The 18,620-nt window shown below is 65.0% G+C and carries 17 protein-coding genes; 5 read left to right on the top strand and 12 right to left on the bottom strand.

The features are described 5' to 3' along the window. Positions 1 to 271: 271 nt before the first annotated feature. Positions 272 to 1,051 (bottom strand): carbon-nitrogen hydrolase family protein, encoded by a 780-nt coding sequence (locus NXY83_RS05655; protein WP_258805100.1) that lies wholly within the window; start codon positions 1,049 to 1,051, stop codon positions 272 to 274. Between the two features lie 263 nt (positions 1,052 to 1,314). After that, positions 1,315 to 2,229, bottom strand: coding sequence for a toll/interleukin-1 receptor domain-containing protein (locus NXY83_RS05650; RefSeq protein ID WP_258805099.1), 915 nt, complete (start codon positions 2,227 to 2,229; stop codon positions 1,315 to 1,317). Positions 2,230 to 2,474: 245 nt separating this feature from the next. On the opposite strand from NXY83_RS05650, the gene NXY83_RS05645 reads away from it, so the two are divergent. After that, on the top strand, positions 2,475 to 3,092 hold the full coding sequence (locus NXY83_RS05645; protein ID WP_258806077.1) for a DUF2510 domain-containing protein: 618 nt from the start codon (positions 2,475 to 2,477) through the stop codon (positions 3,090 to 3,092). A 48-nt stretch (positions 3,093 to 3,140) separates the two neighbouring features. Here the strand turns inward: NXY83_RS05645 and NXY83_RS05640 are convergent, their stop codons facing one another. Genes NXY83_RS05640 through NXY83_RS05630 form a run of 3 tightly spaced genes read right to left on the bottom strand, consistent with a single transcriptional unit; the run spans position 3,141 to position 6,205 of the window. Continuing rightward, positions 3,141 to 3,920, bottom strand: coding sequence for a carbon-nitrogen hydrolase family protein (locus tag NXY83_RS05640; RefSeq protein ID WP_258805098.1), 780 nt, complete (start codon positions 3,918 to 3,920; stop codon positions 3,141 to 3,143). 47 nt (positions 3,921 to 3,967) lie between these two features. Next, positions 3,968 to 5,317: an APC family permease gene (locus NXY83_RS05635; RefSeq protein WP_258805097.1), complete on the bottom strand. Its 1,350-nt coding sequence runs from the start codon at positions 5,315 to 5,317 to the stop codon at positions 3,968 to 3,970. A 9-nt stretch (positions 5,318 to 5,326) separates the two neighbouring features. After that, entirely contained in the window at positions 5,327 to 6,205 is an 879-nt protein-coding gene (locus NXY83_RS05630) for a carbon-nitrogen hydrolase family protein (protein WP_258805096.1), read from the bottom strand. 96 nt (positions 6,206 to 6,301) lie between these two features. Between NXY83_RS05630 and NXY83_RS05625 the strand changes: the two genes are divergently transcribed. Next, positions 6,302 to 7,051 carry a FadR/GntR family transcriptional regulator gene (locus NXY83_RS05625; protein WP_258805095.1) on the top strand — a complete coding sequence of 250 codons (750 nt, stop codon included), beginning with the start codon at positions 6,302 to 6,304 and terminating at the stop codon, positions 7,049 to 7,051. 682 nt (positions 7,052 to 7,733) lie between these two features. Here the strand turns inward: NXY83_RS05625 and NXY83_RS05620 are convergent. The 5 genes from NXY83_RS05620 to hisC form a co-directional block, all read right to left on the bottom strand. After that, positions 7,734 to 8,087, bottom strand: coding sequence for a type II toxin-antitoxin system HicB family antitoxin (locus tag NXY83_RS05620; protein WP_258805094.1), 354 nt, complete (start codon positions 8,085 to 8,087; stop codon positions 7,734 to 7,736). After that, on the bottom strand, positions 8,088 to 8,567 hold the full coding sequence (locus NXY83_RS21010; RefSeq protein ID WP_397427564.1) for a hypothetical protein: 480 nt from the start codon (positions 8,565 to 8,567) through the stop codon (positions 8,088 to 8,090). 48 nt (positions 8,568 to 8,615) lie between these two features. Beyond that, positions 8,616 to 9,059 (bottom strand): SRPBCC family protein, encoded by a 444-nt coding sequence (locus NXY83_RS05610; protein ID WP_258805093.1) that lies wholly within the window; start codon positions 9,057 to 9,059, stop codon positions 8,616 to 8,618. A gap of 523 nt (positions 9,060 to 9,582) precedes the next feature. Continuing rightward, positions 9,583 to 10,995: an amino acid permease gene (locus NXY83_RS05605; RefSeq protein WP_258805092.1), complete on the bottom strand. Its 1,413-nt coding sequence runs from the start codon at positions 10,993 to 10,995 to the stop codon at positions 9,583 to 9,585. A gap of 55 nt (positions 10,996 to 11,050) precedes the next feature. Then, the gene (gene hisC / locus NXY83_RS05600) at positions 11,051 to 12,148 is read right to left on the bottom strand and encodes a histidinol-phosphate transaminase (RefSeq protein WP_258805091.1); all 1,098 of its coding nucleotides are present in this window, start codon (positions 12,146 to 12,148) and stop codon (positions 11,051 to 11,053) included. A 93-nt stretch (positions 12,149 to 12,241) separates the two neighbouring features. On the opposite strand from hisC, the gene NXY83_RS05595 reads away from it, so the two are divergent. Together NXY83_RS05595 and NXY83_RS05590 are read left to right on the top strand one after the other, a co-directional pair. Further along, a complete protein-coding gene (locus tag NXY83_RS05595; protein WP_258805090.1) occupies positions 12,242 to 12,745 on the top strand; it encodes an Lrp/AsnC family transcriptional regulator in 504 nt (167 codons plus the stop codon). 118 nt (positions 12,746 to 12,863) lie between these two features. Continuing rightward, on the top strand, positions 12,864 to 14,522 hold the full coding sequence (locus NXY83_RS05590) for a thiamine pyrophosphate-binding protein (protein ID WP_258805089.1): 1,659 nt from the start codon (positions 12,864 to 12,866) through the stop codon (positions 14,520 to 14,522). 80 nt (positions 14,523 to 14,602) lie between these two features. Here the strand turns inward: NXY83_RS05590 and NXY83_RS05585 are convergent, their stop codons facing one another. Then, a complete protein-coding gene (locus NXY83_RS05585; protein WP_425327183.1) occupies positions 14,603 to 15,679 on the bottom strand; it encodes a methyltransferase in 1,077 nt (358 codons plus the stop codon). Between the two features lie 378 nt (positions 15,680 to 16,057). After that, positions 16,058 to 17,878, bottom strand: a complete 1,821-nt coding sequence (locus tag NXY83_RS05580; RefSeq protein WP_258805087.1) for a calcineurin-like phosphoesterase family protein — start codon at positions 17,876 to 17,878, stop codon at positions 16,058 to 16,060. Between the two features lie 262 nt (positions 17,879 to 18,140). Here NXY83_RS05580 and NXY83_RS05575 point away from each other — a divergent pair, with 262 nt between their 5' ends. Continuing rightward, on the top strand, positions 18,141 to 18,611 hold the full coding sequence (locus NXY83_RS05575) for a hypothetical protein (protein ID WP_258805086.1): 471 nt from the start codon (positions 18,141 to 18,143) through the stop codon (positions 18,609 to 18,611). The last annotated feature ends 9 nt before the right edge of the window (positions 18,612 to 18,620 follow it).

The following is an 18,620-nucleotide window of genomic DNA, read 5'->3' as shown; positions in this document are numbered from 1 at the left end:
CTTCACTGTCGGAATACTCCGTTGACCCCATCTTTCCCCCATAATCCGTGAGTGTTCTCAGCAACTCTTGTCAGATGGTAGCCGCCGGATTCGCCCGAACAACAATGCCGCACCGTAAATGAAAGGGCCGTTCGGATCGCTGTGCATGTGGGATACATTCACAGGCTCGTTCCGACCGACTGCCGCAAATTCGGTGGGCGATGGTTTGCCGCATGCTCTTGTTTCTTTCGAACTGTTTGGGTCAATCCGCGATGTTGTTTCCAACCCCAAGCTACAACCGCCGCTGCCGGAACATCGGAAACGACTCCCGCACCCGCTCCACCGTCTCCAGCGACACCTCCACCGTCCGCACCCCGGGCTCCAGCCCAAGGTCGGCCTCCACAACCCCCATTGGGTCCACGAGCACGCTCCGCCCCACCGACACCGGCGGCGCCTGGCACACCCCCGCCACGTACACGCTGTTCTCAATCGCCCTTGCCGCGTTCAGCGCCAGCCACTGCTCCGTTTTATGCTCGCCCGGCACCCAGGACGAGCAGACCAGCAGGACCTGCGCGCCGGCGTCGGCCAGCGACCTGCCCAGTTCGGGGAACCGCAGGTCGTAACAGGTCATCAGCCCGAACCGCACTCCCCCGTGCTCGAACACCACCGGTGCGGTGGACGGGCCCGGCTTGATGAACGTGGACTCCCCGAAGCCCTGCGCGTCGAAAAGGTGGATCTTCCGGTAGAAAGCCAGCCGGCCGCCGTCGGGCCCGAAGGCCACCAGCGTGTTGTACGCCCTGCCCGGCTCCTCCGAGGTTTCCACCACGCCCGCCACCAGCGCGATGCGGTGGCGGCGGGCCATGGCGGCGAGCTCCCGGCAGACGGGACCGTCCAGCGGCTCGGCCACCGCGGGGAAGGTGGCGTCCACCTTTTTCTTCTCGTAGGTGGCGTACTCCGGGAAGGCGACCAGCGCGGCGCCGTCGCGCGCTGCCTCGGCGGTGAACCGGTCGATCGCGGCGAGGTTGGCCCGAATGTCGGCACCTGATTCCAGCTGCCCCAGCGCAATCCTCACGGCTCTTCCTCCCTCGGCCCCGCGGACCAACAACAGACTGACAGGCTCAGGCGGGGGCCTCGACCGTTGCCTTCTCCGTGGCGGTTATCTCCGGCGGCGAGGCCTTGAACCCGGGGGTGATCAGGGCCAGGACCACCATACCCAGCACCAACCAGGACACCCCCAGCGTTGCGGCCCATCGCGTACAGCAGCTAAGGGGGACTCGAGCGTCATTAGGTCTTGTTCTGACCTGCAAAGCCACACTGGAGAGTGGTCTAGAGAGACTAATCTTCTTCCTCCAGTAACGGCTCAACGTGGAGACTTCTGATCTTGAGGTCATCCCAGTCCAACCCTTCAGCCAGCTCCTGCTCCTGCTCCTTGGATATCGGCTGAGAAAGAATTACGCGCACCCGACCACTAGGGCCGCGCCTCACTGCCACCGTGGCGTATCCCAATCTCTCGACGGCGCGGGCCGTCCTCGAGCCTAAAGACTCGTGCGGTGCCCCAGCAGCAGTTGCAGCGGGGACGTAAACAACCGTCGGTTCCTGCTGGCCAGCTGTACTCTTGTGAATTTCATTCCTAAGCCGTGCATCGGATCGAGCGAGACCGCGGATAGCATTAAGAATTTCACTGAACATGTCGGTTTCGTCTGCCGCTGCCGGCCGGGGCGTCGGTGCAGCCGCCGGATCGGCCTCGCTCGGAAGGTCCTCGTCGATTTTTTTGAGCATCGATTCGAGCGCCGGCCAGCAGACATCGAACGCTCGCTCTAAAGCGTCGAATTTCCTAGACTCCTCACCAAGAGCCTGATTGATCGATAGGACTAGTTGATTAATGCCGTCTTTGGTGGGCAGCACGACTTGATAGCTCGACAAAGGCCCCGTCAACTTCGCCACATTAGGGAAGTCGACAAGAAGGGGAGCTACACGTGACTCCAGACCCCCAACCCGTTTCGAAAGAGCACCCGCCTCAAAATTCAGCCACTGGGAGTGCTGGTTCCAAGGAGTCACAACGATGATGCCAAAGTTGGTGTTGTCCAACTCTCTATCCAACTGCTGGTTCCACTGCAAGCCCGCCATCAGTCCGCGTGAACTAATCCAAGGGTCAACGGCATTGAGAACAGTGGGGAGCCACTCGTCAAGAGCTCGGGCCACCGCATGACTCTTCGTATCGACTCCGGACCAACTAAGAAATACCTTCATGACAGTCGCCTGCTCCCTGCAAGGAATGTAATTTCGCTCAACATTAGCAACAGGGGCCCTCTAGGCTGACTTCGTTTCGAGCCCACCTTTGCCGTTCCGTATCCGATCCATCGAGGCGGGAGAAGGACCGCTAGCACCATGTGCTCGAACTAGACCTAGTCATGAGGAGCCATCTCCGATAATCTTCCGCCAAGGGCTGGGACAACTCTTCGTAGGCCGCTTAGAAGGAAAGTTCCGTGGGTAAGATGAAAGGCAACCGTCTCAACACGGCAGCCAATGTCGGAAGCTTCATCACGTCACGACAACAGCTCGACATTCAGAAACAACTAGCAGCCCAGGGAGCTATTCAGGCACAACTTGCTGCTGCTCAGCTCAACCAGCTCCGCCAGCAGCAGTTAGCTCAGCTCAACCACTTGCGACAGCAGCAGTTGGCCAACGAGTACGGCAACCTCTGCAAGTGGGCAGACGCTGAGTTTCAGGCTGGCCGGATGACCAAAGAGCAAGCCGAGTTATTCGTGGCGGAGCAGTGGCATAACCGTATGGCTCCCCCGCCCCAAAGCTCTTCGCTGGTCACCTCGTCGCTTCGCAAATCTCTTGTGAATTCCTTTGGTAGGGGTCCTGCTCCTGGCTGGTACGACGAAGGCCAAGGCACTGCACGCTGGTGGAACGGAACAAGATGGACAATTCATGTATGTTCGGTCCAAGAAGCCCTAGCCAAGGAAAAGGCCGAGGTGGCAATTCCACAGCCTCCGTCAAGGGCCGAGGTGGCATCACAAGCCGGGTGGTATCCGACATCTACAAAAGGCGTTCTGGCCTACTGGGACGGGCAGTCATGGACGGGTCAAACCAGATTGGATAACTGAAACCCGTGCCGAATGGGCGACTCCTGGAAGGGTGGCGAAATTCGTGCCCTACAGCCGCCGCTGCCGGAACATAGGAAACGACTCCCGCACCCGGTCCACCGTCTCCAGCGAAACATCCACAGTGCGCACGCCCGGTTCCAGTCCGAGGTCGGCCTCAACAACCCCCATTGCGTCCACTAGCACGCTCCGCCCCACCGATACCGGCGGCGCCTGGCACACCCCCGCCACGTAGATGCTGTTCTCGATGGCCCGCGCCGCGTTCAGCGCCAGCCACTGCTCCGTCTTGTGCTCGCCCGGCACCCAGGACGAGCAGACCAGCAGGACCTGCGCGCCGGCGTCGGCCAGCGACCTGGCCAGTTCCGGGAACCGGAGGTCGTAGCAGGTCATGAGCCCGAACCGCACTCCCCCGTGCTCGAACACGACCGGGTCGGTGGACGGTCCCGGCTTGACGAACGTCGACTCCCCGAAACCCTGCGCGTCGAAAAGGTGGATCTTCCGGTAATAAGCCAGCCGACCGCCGTCGGGCCCGTAAGCCACCAGCGTGTTGTACGCCCTGCCCGGCTCGTCTGATGTTTCCACCACGCCCGCCACCAGCGCGACGCGCTGGCGGCGGGCGATATCAGCGAGCTCCCGGCAGACCGGACCGTCCAGCGGCTCGGCCACCTCAGGGAAGGTCGCGTCCACCTTCTTTTTCTCGTAGCTGGCGTACTCGGGGAAGGCGACCAGCGCGGCGCCGTCGCGCGCCGCCTCGGCGGCGAACCCGTCGATCGCGGCGAGGTTGGTCCGGATGTCGGCGCCCGACTCCAGCTGTCCCAGCGCTATCCTCACGGCTGTTCCTTCCCTCGGCCCGGCGGCCACACGACTAACTGCCAGCGTCAGGCGGCTGCTTCGACCGTTGCCTTCTCCGTGGCGGTCATCTCCGGCGGCGCCGCCTTGAAGCCCCGCGTGATCAGGGCCAGAACCACCACACCCAGGACGAGCCAGGACACCCCCAGCGTAATGGCGTTGCTGTCCAGCCGGGAGAGCAGGTAGGCGCAGATGATCGCGCCGACTACCGGGATCACCACGTAGGACATCGGGTTCAGCTGCTGCCCGGCCCGGCGCTGGCGCACATAGTGGAACACCACCGAGGCGTTCACCAGCGTGAAGGCGGTGAAGGCACCAAAGTTGATGAACGACGTCGACGTGGCCACGTCCAGGAAGATCGCGATCAGCCCCACGATCCCGGTGACCACCAGGTTCGCCACCGGGGTGTGGAACTTCTCGCTGAGCCGGCCGAAGACCGCCTTGGGCAGCACGGAGTCCCGGCCCATCGCGTACAGCAGGCGGGACGCACTGGCCTGCGCGGCGAGGCCGGAGGCGAACTGCGCCACCACCAGGCCGGCCAGGAACACGGCGCCGAACAGCTGCCCGCCGATCTGCAGCGCGATGGAACTGGCCGCGGAGGCGGAGTCCTCGAACACCCCGCCGGGGTGGACCAGCTGGGTCACATAGGACACCACCACGAAGATGCCGCCGCCGATCAGCGCCACGAGCATGATGGCGCGCGGCACGGTCCGGCGCGGGTTGATGGTTTCCTCGGTGAGGGTGGTGACGGCGTCGAACCCCAGGAACGAGTACGCGGCGATGGCCGCGCCGGCAGAGATGGTGGCGAAGCTGGCGGTGTCATTGAAGAACGGCTGCCCGCTGGCCAGTGCCCCGGCGCCGTTGGCTGACACCACGTTGCCGATGGCCAGCGCCACAAAGAACACGAGGACCAGCAGCTGGAACGCCATCAGCACGTAGTTGGCCTTGTCCGCCACCTTGATGCCCAGGACGTTCAGCAGCGTGGTGATGAGGATGAAGCCCACGATCCAGACGCCGATGGGGATGCCGGGGAACTGGGCGCTCAGGTAGGAGCCGCCGATGAGCCAGATGACCATGGGCAGGAAGAGGTAATCCAGCAGGACGGCCCAGCCCACCAGGAACCCGACGCGGGAATCGATGGAGCGGCGGACGTAGGTGTAGGCGGAGCCGGCCACGGGGAAGGCGATGGCCATCCGGCCGTAGCTGTGCGCGGTGAACAGCATGGCCACGAGCGCCACGAGGTACGCGGCGGGCGCGGCGCCGCCGGTGGTTTCGGCGATGATGCCAAAGATCCCCAGGACGATGATCGGAGTTAGGTACGCCAGCCCGAACAGGACCAGCGAGGGCAGCTTCAGCGTGCGGGTGAGGGTTGTTGTCACGGTGTTTCCTTACGGCTTGTAGGACGGCGGTGTCCAGGTGGCCGGATTGATCCGGCCTTGGTAGACGGAAAGTTCGACGGCGGGTTCCCCCTCGCCGAACTGCGACCAGGGGCGGTTGAGGTTCTCCGTGCCGTGCGTGCGGACACGGTCGACGGCGGCAAGGTCCAGTTCCGCGGTGAGCAGCTGCGGCTGATCGTCTTTGGCCTCGCTGAGGGTATTGCCCTCCGGGTCCACGATGATGCTCTTGCCCTGGCCGGTGGGGCCGGCGCAGTTGACGCTGACCATAAAGACCTGGTTGACGATGGCGTTGGCCTTGGCGAGGATCAGTTCCTGCCTGCGGTCCGGGGTGGTTGTTTTGACGACGTTGAGGATCACGTCGGCACCCATCCAGGCGAGCTGGCGGGACACCTCCGGGTACCAGGCGTCGTAGCAGATGTTCAGGCCCACCCTGCCGATGCCGGGCAGGTCCACGGTGGTGAACCGGTCGCCGGGATCGTAGGGCTCGAACGGGCGCCAGGGGAAGATCTTCCGGTAGTAGCCGGCGAGCTCCCCTTCCGGGGACAGGACCAGCTGGGTGTTGAACAGCTGCCCCTCCGGGCCGCGTTCGCAGACGCTGCCGGGGACCAGCCAGATGGTGAGGTCTTTCGCCAGTTGTTTCAGCTCTTGGACTCTTGGGCCGTCCAGGGGTTCGGCACTTGCCTGGAGCATTTCGGTGCGCTGCAGGTCCGGGTCTTCATCGCCGAAGAGGTGCAGCTCGGGGAAGACGACCAGCTTGCTGTGCGGCTGGGCTTGGAGGGCTTCTTTAACCTCGTCCGCGAAGGCCGAGACTGGTTCGCCGATGAGCCGCGGCCGGGACTGGGCAGCGATGAGGGGAAGGATGCGTTGCATGGGTTTGTCTCCGCGTTGGGGTGTGATCCGGGTTATATTAGATCAGAATGATCTAATAAAGGAAAGGGGGCAGGTGTGGGCCGTAAAGTAGCGGACATGACCCGTCAGCTGGAGGACACCGCCGAGCCCCCGCGCCTCGGCGCCGGGAAGATGCCTGGGGTGGAGCGCCGCAGCGCGATGGACGCCGTACGGATGCGGATCGGCATGGCGATTTCCCTGGGGCTCCTGAAGCCGGGCGAGCGGCTGCCCGACCAGGAGGACGTGGCGCTGGGCCTGTCGGTCAGCCCGATTACTGCACGCCGCGCGTTGGCCAGCCTGGCGGAGCAGGGTGTCGTGGTGCGCCGGCGCGGCCGGGCCGGCGGAACCTTTGTAGCGGATTCGCCGCCTACGGATGTTTTGGCGGAACTTTCTGCGTCGCCGGCCGAGTCCCAGGCCGTAAACCGGCTCGTAGACCGGCGGCTGCTCTTCGAATGCGCGGTGACGCACTATGCCGCTGTTAATGCCTCGTCTGAGCAATTGGATGAGCTGGAGCGGCTGACCCGCGACATGGCCGAAGCAACGGACTGGTCCGTCTACCACCAGGCGGACGAGCGGTTCCACCAGCTGGTGGGGACCGCCTCAGGAATGGGCACTGCCGCCCACGTTTATCAGGAGACGCTCGCCGAGCTCTACGACTACTTCATCCCATACCCCATCGAGAAGCTGCACAAGTCCAATAAGGACCACATCGCCCTCGTGGCAGCCCTCCGTGCCGGGGACGTGCAGGAGGCAGTGGAGGTTTCCCGGAAACACGTGGACATCCTGCACCGGACGATGTTTATGGGGCTGGCGCAGGGCGATACCTAACCCGTCGACTTCATTCCCTGGGCAACTGACAGAAGCGGATACCGCAGCACGCCCGCAAGGTGCATGTGCGGTCCGCGGAGCCGAGCAGCAACATGCGCTACTGATCCGCTGCCCAGGGAAACGGCAAAGCCCCACAGGAAATGTCAGAGCCCGCTGTTAGCTTTTCCCGTGTGTACATCGTCCGGGCCCACCTCGACGAGTACCAGCAGGAAAGGAGTACCAGTGATGCAACCGAATTACGTCAAGGTCGAGCTCCATTGCGGGACCAGAGGGAGCAGGATTCCCCTGTGCGTCCGAGTCGATAGAGGGGTCCCTCCCCAACTACGATGCCCGCCGTCAGTAGGTGCTGCCGGCTCGTCACCTGCCCATCACACCTGCCACAAATGCGAAGCGCTCCTTACCGAGGGCGGAAACCGCCTTTCCGAACAGGTCAAGCAACTCATCGCCCGCGGGTGGGACACCCACCTCCGGTCCGGGGCCGTAATAGTTACCTGCTAACCGCTCCTCAGCAGCCCTGGCGGCGTGGGCGTGCGCACCGGAAGCGAGACTCTGCCCCGATAGGGGCTAACGTCCCGCCCGCTGCTTCTATCCCGTCTAGCAAGCTAGAGCCTGAAGTTGCGCATCCTGCAAGACAGAATCGCGGAGCTCTCCACGAAATCGAGACTCCACTGAGACGTAGAACTCAGGCTGTCAGCCGCTCCGTTGCGTACTTGTTGAGGGGCACGCCGTGATTGGCAGCGTCAATCGCGAGCTTGCGGTGGAGTTCCGGGGGTACCCGAAGGTTGAGCCGCCCACTAAACTTTTGCGTCGCGATGGGCTCGGGCACGGGCTCACCCGACTGCGTAAGTTCATCGATGACGTCGGACACTAACCGTTCAATGCCGCGGAGCGCCTCGAACTGATCCTCGTCCAGCCAGGAGAGGGAGGGGAATTCGAGAACAGTGGCGACAAACTCATGATCCTCCGGCGACCACTGGACCGAGTACCGATACTGCGCCACCGCAGATGGCGCAGCAGCTGCTTTTCGAGTGGACATCTACTTCTCCTTGCTCCGATCGATGGCGGCTATGGCTTGCTTCACCTGGTACGGCTTGGCCTTGCCATTTTTGTTCTGCAAATTAATCCTGGGATCCCCTGCCCAGGGCATTTTGAAGATTGCGTTGTGACTTCCAGAACCTGACCTAGGTTCACCAAAGTAATGCGTACAGAGTTTGAGCATGTCACTGTAGGAGACGTTCTCAGGTGAGTTTCTAGCTTGCTTTTCGATCTTGTCGATGCTCGCCACATGCACCATGGTGCCACTTTTGGCACCAGTTCTCAAGGTGGGCTGCGCATTGCGAAGTGCGCGCCGAGCGTTCCTGTTGCGGTGGTTCAACCAGTTCGCCACCGCCAGGAGCGCCACAAGTCCGATAGTGCTCAGAAGCTGGGGAGGGGAATCCTCGCCGATGAAGCCCACCGTGAAGATCGCCGCGAGGATGAGCAGGCCAAAGCACGTGAGCCACGGGAAACCTGCCATCCGCAGCGGAAGACACACCGGCAACCAAGCGGCTGGTGCGGGTGGATATCATGGGCGCTCCATCAGGACCTTGAGCTTGGCGAGTGCCTTCTGGTCGTCCCGTTTGAAGAGCAGCTTCAAAAGGGGAACGGCGAACCGGGCCAAGCCCGCCACCTGGAAATCCACGTTGCTGATGAGGCGGCAGGAGTTGGGGCCAGTGGGCTCAACCAGATAGGAGGCTACTCCGATCATCTTGCCCGAGGGGATCTCAAAGGCGACGAAGCGGCCCGGCTCATAGGCCGTGAAGTGGTTACGTCCCACGATCTTCATCCCGGCAAACCGCCGCGTTAGTTCATGCTCGGTGCCTACGCCGAGAGGACCTGGAGTGACGCGTCGTATCTCGTCGATGCCACTCTGCCACTTGGGGGCGTTCGTGTTATCCGCGACGAAGTCGAAGACTTTTGAGGCCGGTGCCCGCAGCTCGGTGATCGTTTCCAGCTGGAATCTTCTCATGAGCTGCCCTCTCTCAGTGGCGGAAGCATGCCATTTTATGCGGGCCGGTTCCGCCTGAACGGGAAAGGACGTCGCGGGGTCAAAGTAGCCCTTGGCAGGAACCTGGTCAATACCAGCGTATGTTCAGTAGAAACTCCGCGTCGGCAGGCGCTGTCCGGCGGTTCCGCGGCGGGCGCGACGAAGACCGTTAACTGCTTCGCGTCTTCGGCGCTGATCGCGAGGCTACTGCGGGAAGAACACGGTAACGAATTTAAACCGTTCCAAGCCGCTACTGATCCCCAGATCATTGCCGCCGGCCCTGCCTGGTCCTTTTGCCCGTCCCACGTCTTGCTTTCGTTTCTGGCTGTAGGCCTTGCTGGTGCCCTGGAGGCCCGCCGGGATCTTGCTAAGTGCCGGAACCAGGCGTGGGCAGCACTGGGCGCCCGCCGCTGACAGGTGGCGGGCCCCATTCGGGACCCGCCTCTGCCGGTTCAGTTATTGCCTGGTCCTGGGCAGCGAAAACCCGGTCGATTCCTGTCGGCTCTCAGTCGACGAGCACCGGCTGCTTGTCACCGTCCGAAGTTTCGACAATGGGCGGAACCTTCCTGTTCCGGTGGTTCACCCAGTTGGCCACGGCCAGAAGCGCCACGAGTCCGAAGGTGCTCAGGAGCTGGGGGCGGGAATCCTCCCCGATGAAGCCCACCGTGAAGATCGCCGCGAGGATGAGGAGACCAAAGCACGTGAGAAACGGGAAACCTGCCATCCGCAGGGGAAGCTCCGTCCCTTCGCGGTCCGCGCGGAGACGCAGCGCGAGCTGGGCGAGCAGCGCGGACGTCCACACCAGCAGGCAGGTCGAGCCCACGATGTTCAGCAGGACGCCGAGGACCATCTCGGGGAACGCCAGCTCCAGCACAACCGTAACGACGCCGAAAGCTACGCTGGCCAGGACTGCGACAACGGGGACGCGCGCCTTAGACACCAACGCGAGCAGCCGTGGCGCTTCCCCCCGTTCCGCGAGGGAGTACGCCATCCGTGAGGCGCCGTAGAGGTTGGCGTTCAGCGCGGAGAGCAGTGCTGCGACGGCCACCAGGGTTATGGCGGTGGCCGCGCCGGGCATGCCGGCGGCCTCCAGCACCGCGGCGAACGGGCTCTTCAGCCCCTCAGAACCTACGGGAACAACGGCCGCGATAATGAAGATGGCACCGATGTAGAACACCAGGATGCGCCACAGCACCGTCTTGACTGCTTTCTTTACACTGCGGGCGGGCTCGGCGGTCTCAGCTGCCGCAACGGACACGATTTCGGTGCCGCCGAATGCGAACGCCACCACGAAGAGTGCCGTCGCAATCCCGGCGAAACCGCTCGGGGCAAAGCCGTCTCCCATGAAGTTGGACAGGCCCGGCGACTGCACACCGGGCAGCCAGCCGAAGAGAAGGGCAGCGCCCACAGCCAGGAACCCGACGATTGCCGCCACCTTGAGCAGGGCGAACCAGAACTCGAACTCGCCAAAGTTCTTCACGCTGGTGAGGTTCACGGCGGTGAGCACCACGATGAACACTAACGCCATCAGCCACACCGGCAGGGCCGGGAAGATGGTGGCCAGCAGGCCAGCCGCACCGAGCGCTTCAGCTGCGATAACCACCACGAGCTGAATCCACCACAGCCAGCCCACCGTGGCACCGGCCACCGGCCCGTAGGCCTTGGCGGTGTAGACGGAGAAGGCACCACTGTCCGGATTTGCGGCAGCCATCTCGCCGAGGGCAAACATCACCAGGATGATGAGGGTGCCGGCCACGAGGTAGGAGATCAGCACTGCCGGGCCGGCCGCCTGGATGCCGGCGCCGGAGCCGATGAAGAGGCCCGCGCCGATGGCGCTTCCGAGGCCCATCATCGTGAGCTGGCGGGGTTTGAGCGCCGCGCCGAGGGCGCGGTCAGACGTCATTGTCTGTGGTTCCATGGGGATTCCTCTGATGTGTAGGTGGAACGGGTTGGGGCTTGAGGGTCGAAGAGTTTCAAGCCACGTGGGCTTCGAGGAGCCGGAGCACGCGGTCGTTGGAGGCGGCATCGGCAACGGTGATCCGCACGCCGTCGCCCTGGTACGCCCGGACCATGATGCCCGCGTGGTCGAAGGCGTTCACCAGCCTCGCCAGGAGGCGGCCGTCGGCACGGATCCACAGGAAGTTGCCCTGGCTCGGCTGCAGTTTCCAGCCCTGGGCTTCCAGCTGTGCAGCCATCCGAGCGCGCTCCAGCTTGACGGCGGCGACCCGCATTTCCATCTCCTCCCCCGCGTCCAGCGAAGCGATGGCCGCCTTCTGGGCCAGCGCGCTCACAGAGAAGGGAAGGGCGGTCCGACGCAGCCCCTCGGCGATGGCCGGCGCCGCCACGGCGTAACCCACGCGCAGGCCAGCCAGTCCGTACGCCTTGGAGAAGGTGCGCAGGATGCAGACGTTCGGGTACTCGCGGTAGAGCGCCAGGGAGTCGGGGCCGCTGCCCGCCTCGGCGTATTCCACGTAGGCCTCGTCAATCACCACCAGGATGTCCGAGCGGACAGCACCCAGGAAGGCCTCGATGCGGTCGTGGCTGATCGGCACGCCGGTGGGGTTGTTGGGGGTGCACAGCAGGATGACCTTGGTGCGGTCGGTGACAGCCGCGGCCATGGCATCGAGGTCGTGGCCCTCAAGGTGGTCCAGCGGGATGCGGACCGGCCGGGCACCCGCAAGCTCCACCAGGATGGGGTAGGCCTCAAAGGAGCGCCACGCGAAAATCACCTCATCCCCGGTGTCGCACAGTCCGGTGATGATCTGCTGGAGGACGCCCACGCTGCCGGGTCCCACGGCAACCTCTGCGGCGGTGACGCCCAGGTGCCGGGCGATCCGTTCGCGGAGTTCGACGGCGGCCATGTCCGGGTAGCGGTTCATCCTGCCTGCCGCTTCGGCCACCGCAGTGATGGCTGCGGGCAGCGGGCAGTAGTGGCTTTCGTTGCTGGCAAGGGCAGCGATGTCCGCACCGGCGCTGCGCCGGCCCGGGACGTAGGACGGAAGGCCGGTGACCGCGCTTCTAAGGGTGGGAAGCGCAGCGTCCGGTCTGGTGAGGAGTTGATCGGGCGTCATGAGGACCGATCATGACTGTGAGCCGGCCCACATTGCAAGATACGCTTTAGCCATTGGGACTTTTGCTCAACTTCTACTGTGTGTGGTGAAAATATGACCATCGTGAACTCTCGCACCCTCGATTCGCTCGACGGCAGGATCATCCTTGCCCTGGACAAGGACCCCGAGGCCAGCGCCCTGGCACTCTCCCGGACGCTCGGCGTCGCACGCAACACGGTCCATGCCCGGCTGGCACGACTGGAGCGCAGCGGCGCCCTCCGCTCCTTCAGCCGCAGGCTGGACCCCGCCGCACTCGGCTACGAACTGATGGCCTTCCTCTCGCTGGAAATCAGCCAGACGCGGTTCGGCTCGGTGGAAAGCGGGCTCGCCGCCATCCCGGAGGTCATCGAGGTGCACGCCACCACCGGGGACGCGGACCTCATGGCCAAGGTAGTGGCCCGCGGCACCGCCGACCTCTACCGCATCACCAACCAGATCCTGGAGATCGACGGGATTCAGCGGACCAGCACCGCCATCTCCGTCATGGAACTCATGCCGCCCCGCTACGACGGCCTCATCAGCCGGCTGTCAGAGCAGGAATCCCGCACTTCGGACTAAGAGGGGTGACACGGGCCCTAACTGGGCAAATTGTCACTTCTCCCAGCATCTGCTGCCAAAAGTCCCAGCAGTATGAGGCGCTGTTGCAAATGTGAGATGCAGGCCACACGATGCCTGCATGACTACTCTCACCGTCTCCGGCCGCGTGGCGCAGGTTCTCAGCAGCTATGTCAGCGACGTCTTCGGCGTCATGGGCAACGGCAACGTCTACTTCCTGGACGCCGCGGAGAAGCAGGGCCTCCGCTTCACCCCCGTCCGGCATGAGGGCGCCGCCATCGCCGCGGCCGACGCCTACTACCGCGCGTCGGGACGCCTCGCCGCCGGCACCACCACCTACGGCCCCGGCTACACCAACGCACTCACCGCCCTCGCGGAGGCGGTCCAGGCGCAGATCCCCGTCGTGCTCGTCACCGGGGACGCCCCCACCAGCGGCGCGCGTCCCCAGGACGTGGACCAGACGGCCATCGCCGCAGGCCTCGGCGCAGCCACCTTCACCGTCACCCGCGACGCCGCCGGCGCCATCACGCAGCAGGCGGTGGAGTACGCACTCACCAAGCGCACCGCCGTCGTCCTTGCCATTCCCTACGACCTCGCGGCCCTCGAAGCCGGGGACGAGGAGCTTCCGGCGCCGCACGCACCGAAGGTGACGGACGACGCCGACGGCGGCCTTGGGCAGGCAGCCCGTCTGCTCTCCGGTGCCAGGCGGCCGCTGATCCTGGCTGGCCGCGGAGCGCACCTCGCCGGCGCCGGCCCGGAACTCCGCGAACTCGCCGACCGGATCGGCGCACTGACCGCCGGAACCGCCCTGGCACTCAACCTCCTGCCGGGCGAGGGGTACCTCGGCGTCGCCGGCGGCTTCGGCACGGACACCGCGGCCGGGCTCATGGGCGAGGCCGACGTGGTCCTAGTGGCCGGGGCGAGCCTGAGCCCCTTCACCATGCGGTTCGGGCACCTGCTCGGCCCGGACAGCACGGTCATCCAGGTCGACACCGCACTGCAGCCGACGCACCCCCGGGTGGACCTGTTCGTCAGCGCAGACGCGAAGATGGCTGCGGCACGTCTCCTGCAGTTGCTTGATGGTGAGACTGCGGCGGACGCCTGGCGGGCGGAAGCCCGGAAGCGCCTGGCCGAAGGACCGGCCCACCACCTGGGCTCTGACGAAACCCCGGACGGCCGGCTGGATCCGCGTTCCCTTGCCAGGGCACTGGATGCCGTGCTGCCGGAGCGCCGCACGGTGGTCCAGGACGGCGGGCACTTCATTGGCTGGGCACCCATGTACTGGAACATCCCCCGGCCGCAGGACCTGGTGATGGTGGGGACCGCCTTCCAGTCCATCGGGCTGGGACTCGCGAGCGCCGTCGGGGCAGCCCGGGCCGTGGAGGACGGCCGCACCCTGGTACTGGCCTCCGGCGACGGCGGCTTCCTGATGGGCCTGTCCGACCTTGAATCGCTCATTGGCGCGGCGAGCAGCGCGGTCGTCGTGATCTACAACGACGCCGCCTACGGAGCCGAAATCCACCAGTACGGCTCCCAGGGCCTGACCGAAAAGCCCATGCTGATCCCCGAAGTGGACTTCAGCGGCATCGCCCGGGCCCTCGGTGCCGAGTCGGCGATCATCCGTTCACTGGCGGACCTGGCCGCGCTCAAGGACTGGATCGACGCGGGCGCACAGGGAACCTTCGTGGCCGACTGCCGGATCACGTCGAGCGTCCGGGCCCCATGGCTGAGCGAGTGGATGAAGGCGTCCCATGCAGCCAAGGCGGCGGTGGCGGGCTAACTTAGCCAGGGGCACACGGCTGCAGCTGCTCCGAAGAGCCGGCCTGCCCGACAAACCGGACTTCGCACTATCGCCCCGGGCTATCGGGGAACAAGCCGCCACAGGGACGTGACCTCGGCCGCGCGCGCCACGAACAGAGGATCGTCACGGTCCGAGGCCTTCGGATGAGTTGGCTTGGTGTCGAGCCGTTCCACCACCGCCAGCCCGGCCGCAGCGATGGCGGTCAGCAGATCGTCACGCGACCGCAGCCCAAGGTGCTCGGCCAGGTCGGAGAGGACAAGCCACCCCTCACCTCCGGGTTCCAGATGGTCGGGAAGTTCGTTCAGGAAGCGGAACAGCATCCTGCTGCCGGGGTCGTAGACGGCGCTGTCCAGGGTGGAATGCGGCGTGGCCGGAATCCAAGGCGGGTTGCACACGACGAGCGGCGCCCGTCCCGGCGGGAACATGTCGGCCAGGACAGCTTCAGCACGGTCCTGGACACCGAGGTTCCGGAAGTTCTCACCGGCGCAGGCGATGGCACGCGGTTCGATGTCCGTCGCTACGACGCGCTGGACGCCACGGCGCGCTAGGACGGCAGCGAGCACCCCGGTCCCGGTTCCGACGTCGAACGCCAGCGTGTCAGAGGGCAGCGCAGCGGCGGCCACGAGATCCACGTACTCACTCCGGGTGGGGAAGAACGTGCCGTAGTGCGGGTGGATGCGGTCCTGCAGGGCGCCGACGTAGACGCCATTCCGTCGCCACTCGTGGGCGCCAATTGCCCCGATAAGCTCGTGCAGCGACACGATCGAAGATTCGCCGATATCACCGTACGCTTCAGCGGCGGCCTGCCGGATGTCCGGTGCGCGGCGCAGCGGCACCACTGGGCCCGGATCAAGAGGAATCAGCAGCAGGCCGAGAATGCGTGCACGATGCGAGCGGGACTGGCGATGCCGATAGAACTTTTCGGCCGGAGTTCCTGCGGTCTCTTTCTTTCCGGCGCCTACCCGCCGGTCCAGGGCGTTGAGGATCTGCCGCGCATTGTGGAAATCACCGTGCCAGAGCATCGCGATCCCCTGGGACGCCATCCGGTACGCATCATCGGCCGTCAGAGAGTCGGAGACCACTTCGACGCGCGTCGGCGCCGGTCTGCCGTTCGCCGAACGCCATCGCGCGGGCAAGGGGACCGGCGTCGGCGTTGGCACGGGAGCTGGTTTGTCGCTTCTGATTAAGGATCCATTCCAAGATTCCAGGGCCGAACGCAGGCTGACGATTGCGGCAGTGATTCGACGACGTCCAGCGGCTACTGCCCAGATTCCAGACCGTCATCCGGCCGCGGACCGCGCTTAGTCGAGGGCCGCGGGGCCCTTGACCTACATTGTCAGGATACAGGGGCCAACAGGATCAGCTCCGCCTTGTCCGGCCGCCAGGCATCGGACGCCGCCGTCCTAAATGTCCCCGTGGTGTTCGGGACATGGAAAAGCCCCGGCACGTTCAGCGTGCCGGGGCTTCCCTACCGCCAGGCGGCTGACCCGCTCAAGGGGCCGTGATCTTTGCCGCTATCCGGCGACCTGGAACGTCAGGGTCTCCGTGAAGGTCCGGCCGTAGACGTCGGTGGCGGTGACAGTGGCGGTGTGCTCGCCGGCCGCCAGGTCGGCGGGCAGCTGCAGCCGCCACAGGTGCATCATGCGGTCCGCCAGGCTTCCGCCGTTGACCAGCTGCTCCTGCACTGCCACGGGGTCGGAGTATTCAGCACCGACCAGCTGGCCTTCGCCCTGCATCTGCTGGGTGCGGACAGCCTCAACTGCCTGACCGCCGTCGATCTCTACCTTCACCGTGGATCCGGTGCTGCCCATCCAGAAGTTGGTGGTCAGCCAGGTGGTGTTGGCCAGGTCTTCCCGCGAAACCGTCAGCGGGTCGGTGAACTGCGGGGCGTTGCCCCTGCTGCCCACGTTCTGGGCGAACCACTCGCGGTAGCGCGGCGTGTTCAGGCCCAGGGACATCTGCAGTGAGTCGTCTTCGCCGCGGACGGTGAAGCGCTCCTGGAACTCGGTGTTCTTGATGTCCAGGGTCAGCACGCCCGGCAGGCCGCCGTCGCGCTGGTATGCCAGCGGGTAACCTTCGGCGGTCTGGCGTCCGGAGTACCAGTCGCCGGAGATGGCGCCGGCGGTGATGTGGGTGAACGGCAGAGCGTCGATACCGAACAGCTCCGACCAGCCTGCCAGGGAGTCGCCTTTCCGGAGGTTCTCGATGCTGTGGGTGTGTCCGCCCAGCGCGACCACCTCGCGGCCTTCGAGGATCTTGTAAATTTCCTTGACCTGCTCCACCTGGTGCTTGCTGCTGCCCTGGTCGGCGTAGTCCAGCAGGGGGATGTGTGCGGCCAGGACGATCAGCTGGTTCTGCGGCACCTGGGCGATGTCGTTGCGCAGCCATTCAAGCTGCTGCTCATCCAGCGAACCGGTGTAGTCGCCCTTGGCGGCCGGAAGCTTGGTGGGGAACTCCACCGTGTTCAGCGCCACGACGTGGGCCTTGCCGGCGTCGTAGGAGTAATACTCCGGACCCAGGTTGGCCTTGAACGTGTCGAACGTGTGCTCGCTGCTGGTGGCATCGAAATCAAGGTCGTGGTTCCCAGGGAGGAAGCGGGCCGGGCCGTTCAGCATGCCGGCCAGCTCCCGGGTCTGCGGGTACAGCGAGAGGTCATCACCCACCACGTCGCCGATGAACAGGGCGCCGCAGCCTGCGTAGTCGGTGCGTGCGGCCAGGTCAGTGAAGGCGCCGGTGCGGGCGTATTCCACTTCGTCCTGGCTGTAGGTCTGGACATCGCCGCCGATGACGCAGTGCTGTTCGGGCGACTGGGTCAGGCTGCTCTTGGCGAGCGGGAAGTTCACCTGGTCCGGCAGCGGTCCGGTGGGCTCGAGACCGCCGAACTTCAGTTCCGGGGAACCGGCCGGCAGGTGGTGGTAGAAGAACTGGGCCACGTTGTCCTCATCCACGGGAACCTGGTAGCCGCGCGGCTGGGTCATGAACACGGTCATGTTGTCGAACGCCGGCAGCTCGTAGCGGCCCTGATTGTCCGTCTTCGTGACGTCACGCCCGTTGGACACGGTCACCCCCGGCAGGCCGCGCTCGTTTCCGTCCTGCACGGAGTCCTGGTCCTCGTCCACGAAGGCGACGCCGTCGATCACCTGCTGGTTCTCGTCAGGCCCTTCGATTACGTTGACGCTGCCGCGGTAGGCGGTGGCGGCCCAGTCGGGGGTCTCGGCGGCGTTGCCGGTGGAAGGGTTCAGGAGCGAGGCTGCGGCAATGACGGCCAGGGTGCTGGCGGTCAGGGCCAAAGGCCGGGCGGGATGGAACTTGGACGGTCTGGCAATCAAGTACACGAAGATCCTCCGGGTCGGGTGAATGCTGCCGGCGGTTTCAGCCGGCGCGTCCACCCTCACAGGACCGTGTGAACGCTCGCCCACCGGTAGACCACGGGAAGGGGACATGCACGTAACCACTCGTCGAGCCAGTCATGGCCGACGAGGCGCCTGCCGTCGTCGTGCTTACATCTTTGTGAGCCTGCCCCGCACACCGGCGCCGCCAGTGCTCAGCCGCAAAGACGGAGAAGGGACAATGCGATACTGGGCCATGGCATTAGGCATGACGCGGGGTGGAACGCTGCTGCGGTACGCCGTGGTCTCGGTCCTGCTGATAGCGGCCCAACTGGTCAGCTTGTGGTTCCATTCGGCCGGGGTCTACCAGGGCAAAGCCAACGTCCCGCTCAGGGAATTTCCCGGGGACGTAGACGTCTTCTTCGTTCTGACCTTCGCACCCACCATCGTCGGCCTCAAGTACCTCGTCTACGACGTCGCCGTCAGGGCATTCACCAAGGATTACCGGACTCCTGCCCTGCTCCTCTGTTTCGTTGCCGGCTATGCGGCAGCGCTGGCTTTCGACGTGGCGTGCCTGTTTGCGGCGTCAAAACCCGTGGCAGACGCGGGGTTCGCCATCCTGGGCACGATCATGCAAAGCCCGCTGATCCTCCTCGCAGCCGGGGGCATCATCGCGGCGGCTGTCCTCCTCAAGGACCGGCCCCCGCAGGCCGGGGCTACTCCTTCCCCCGGCCTCTAACCCCTGGGC

Source organism: Pseudarthrobacter sp. NS4, assembly GCF_024758005.1.
In the GTDB taxonomy this organism is placed as follows: Bacteria; Actinomycetota; Actinomycetes; order Actinomycetales; family Micrococcaceae; genus Arthrobacter.
The sequence above is the reverse complement of the archived record's forward strand: the minus strand, read 5'-3'. Positions and strand labels throughout refer to the sequence as shown.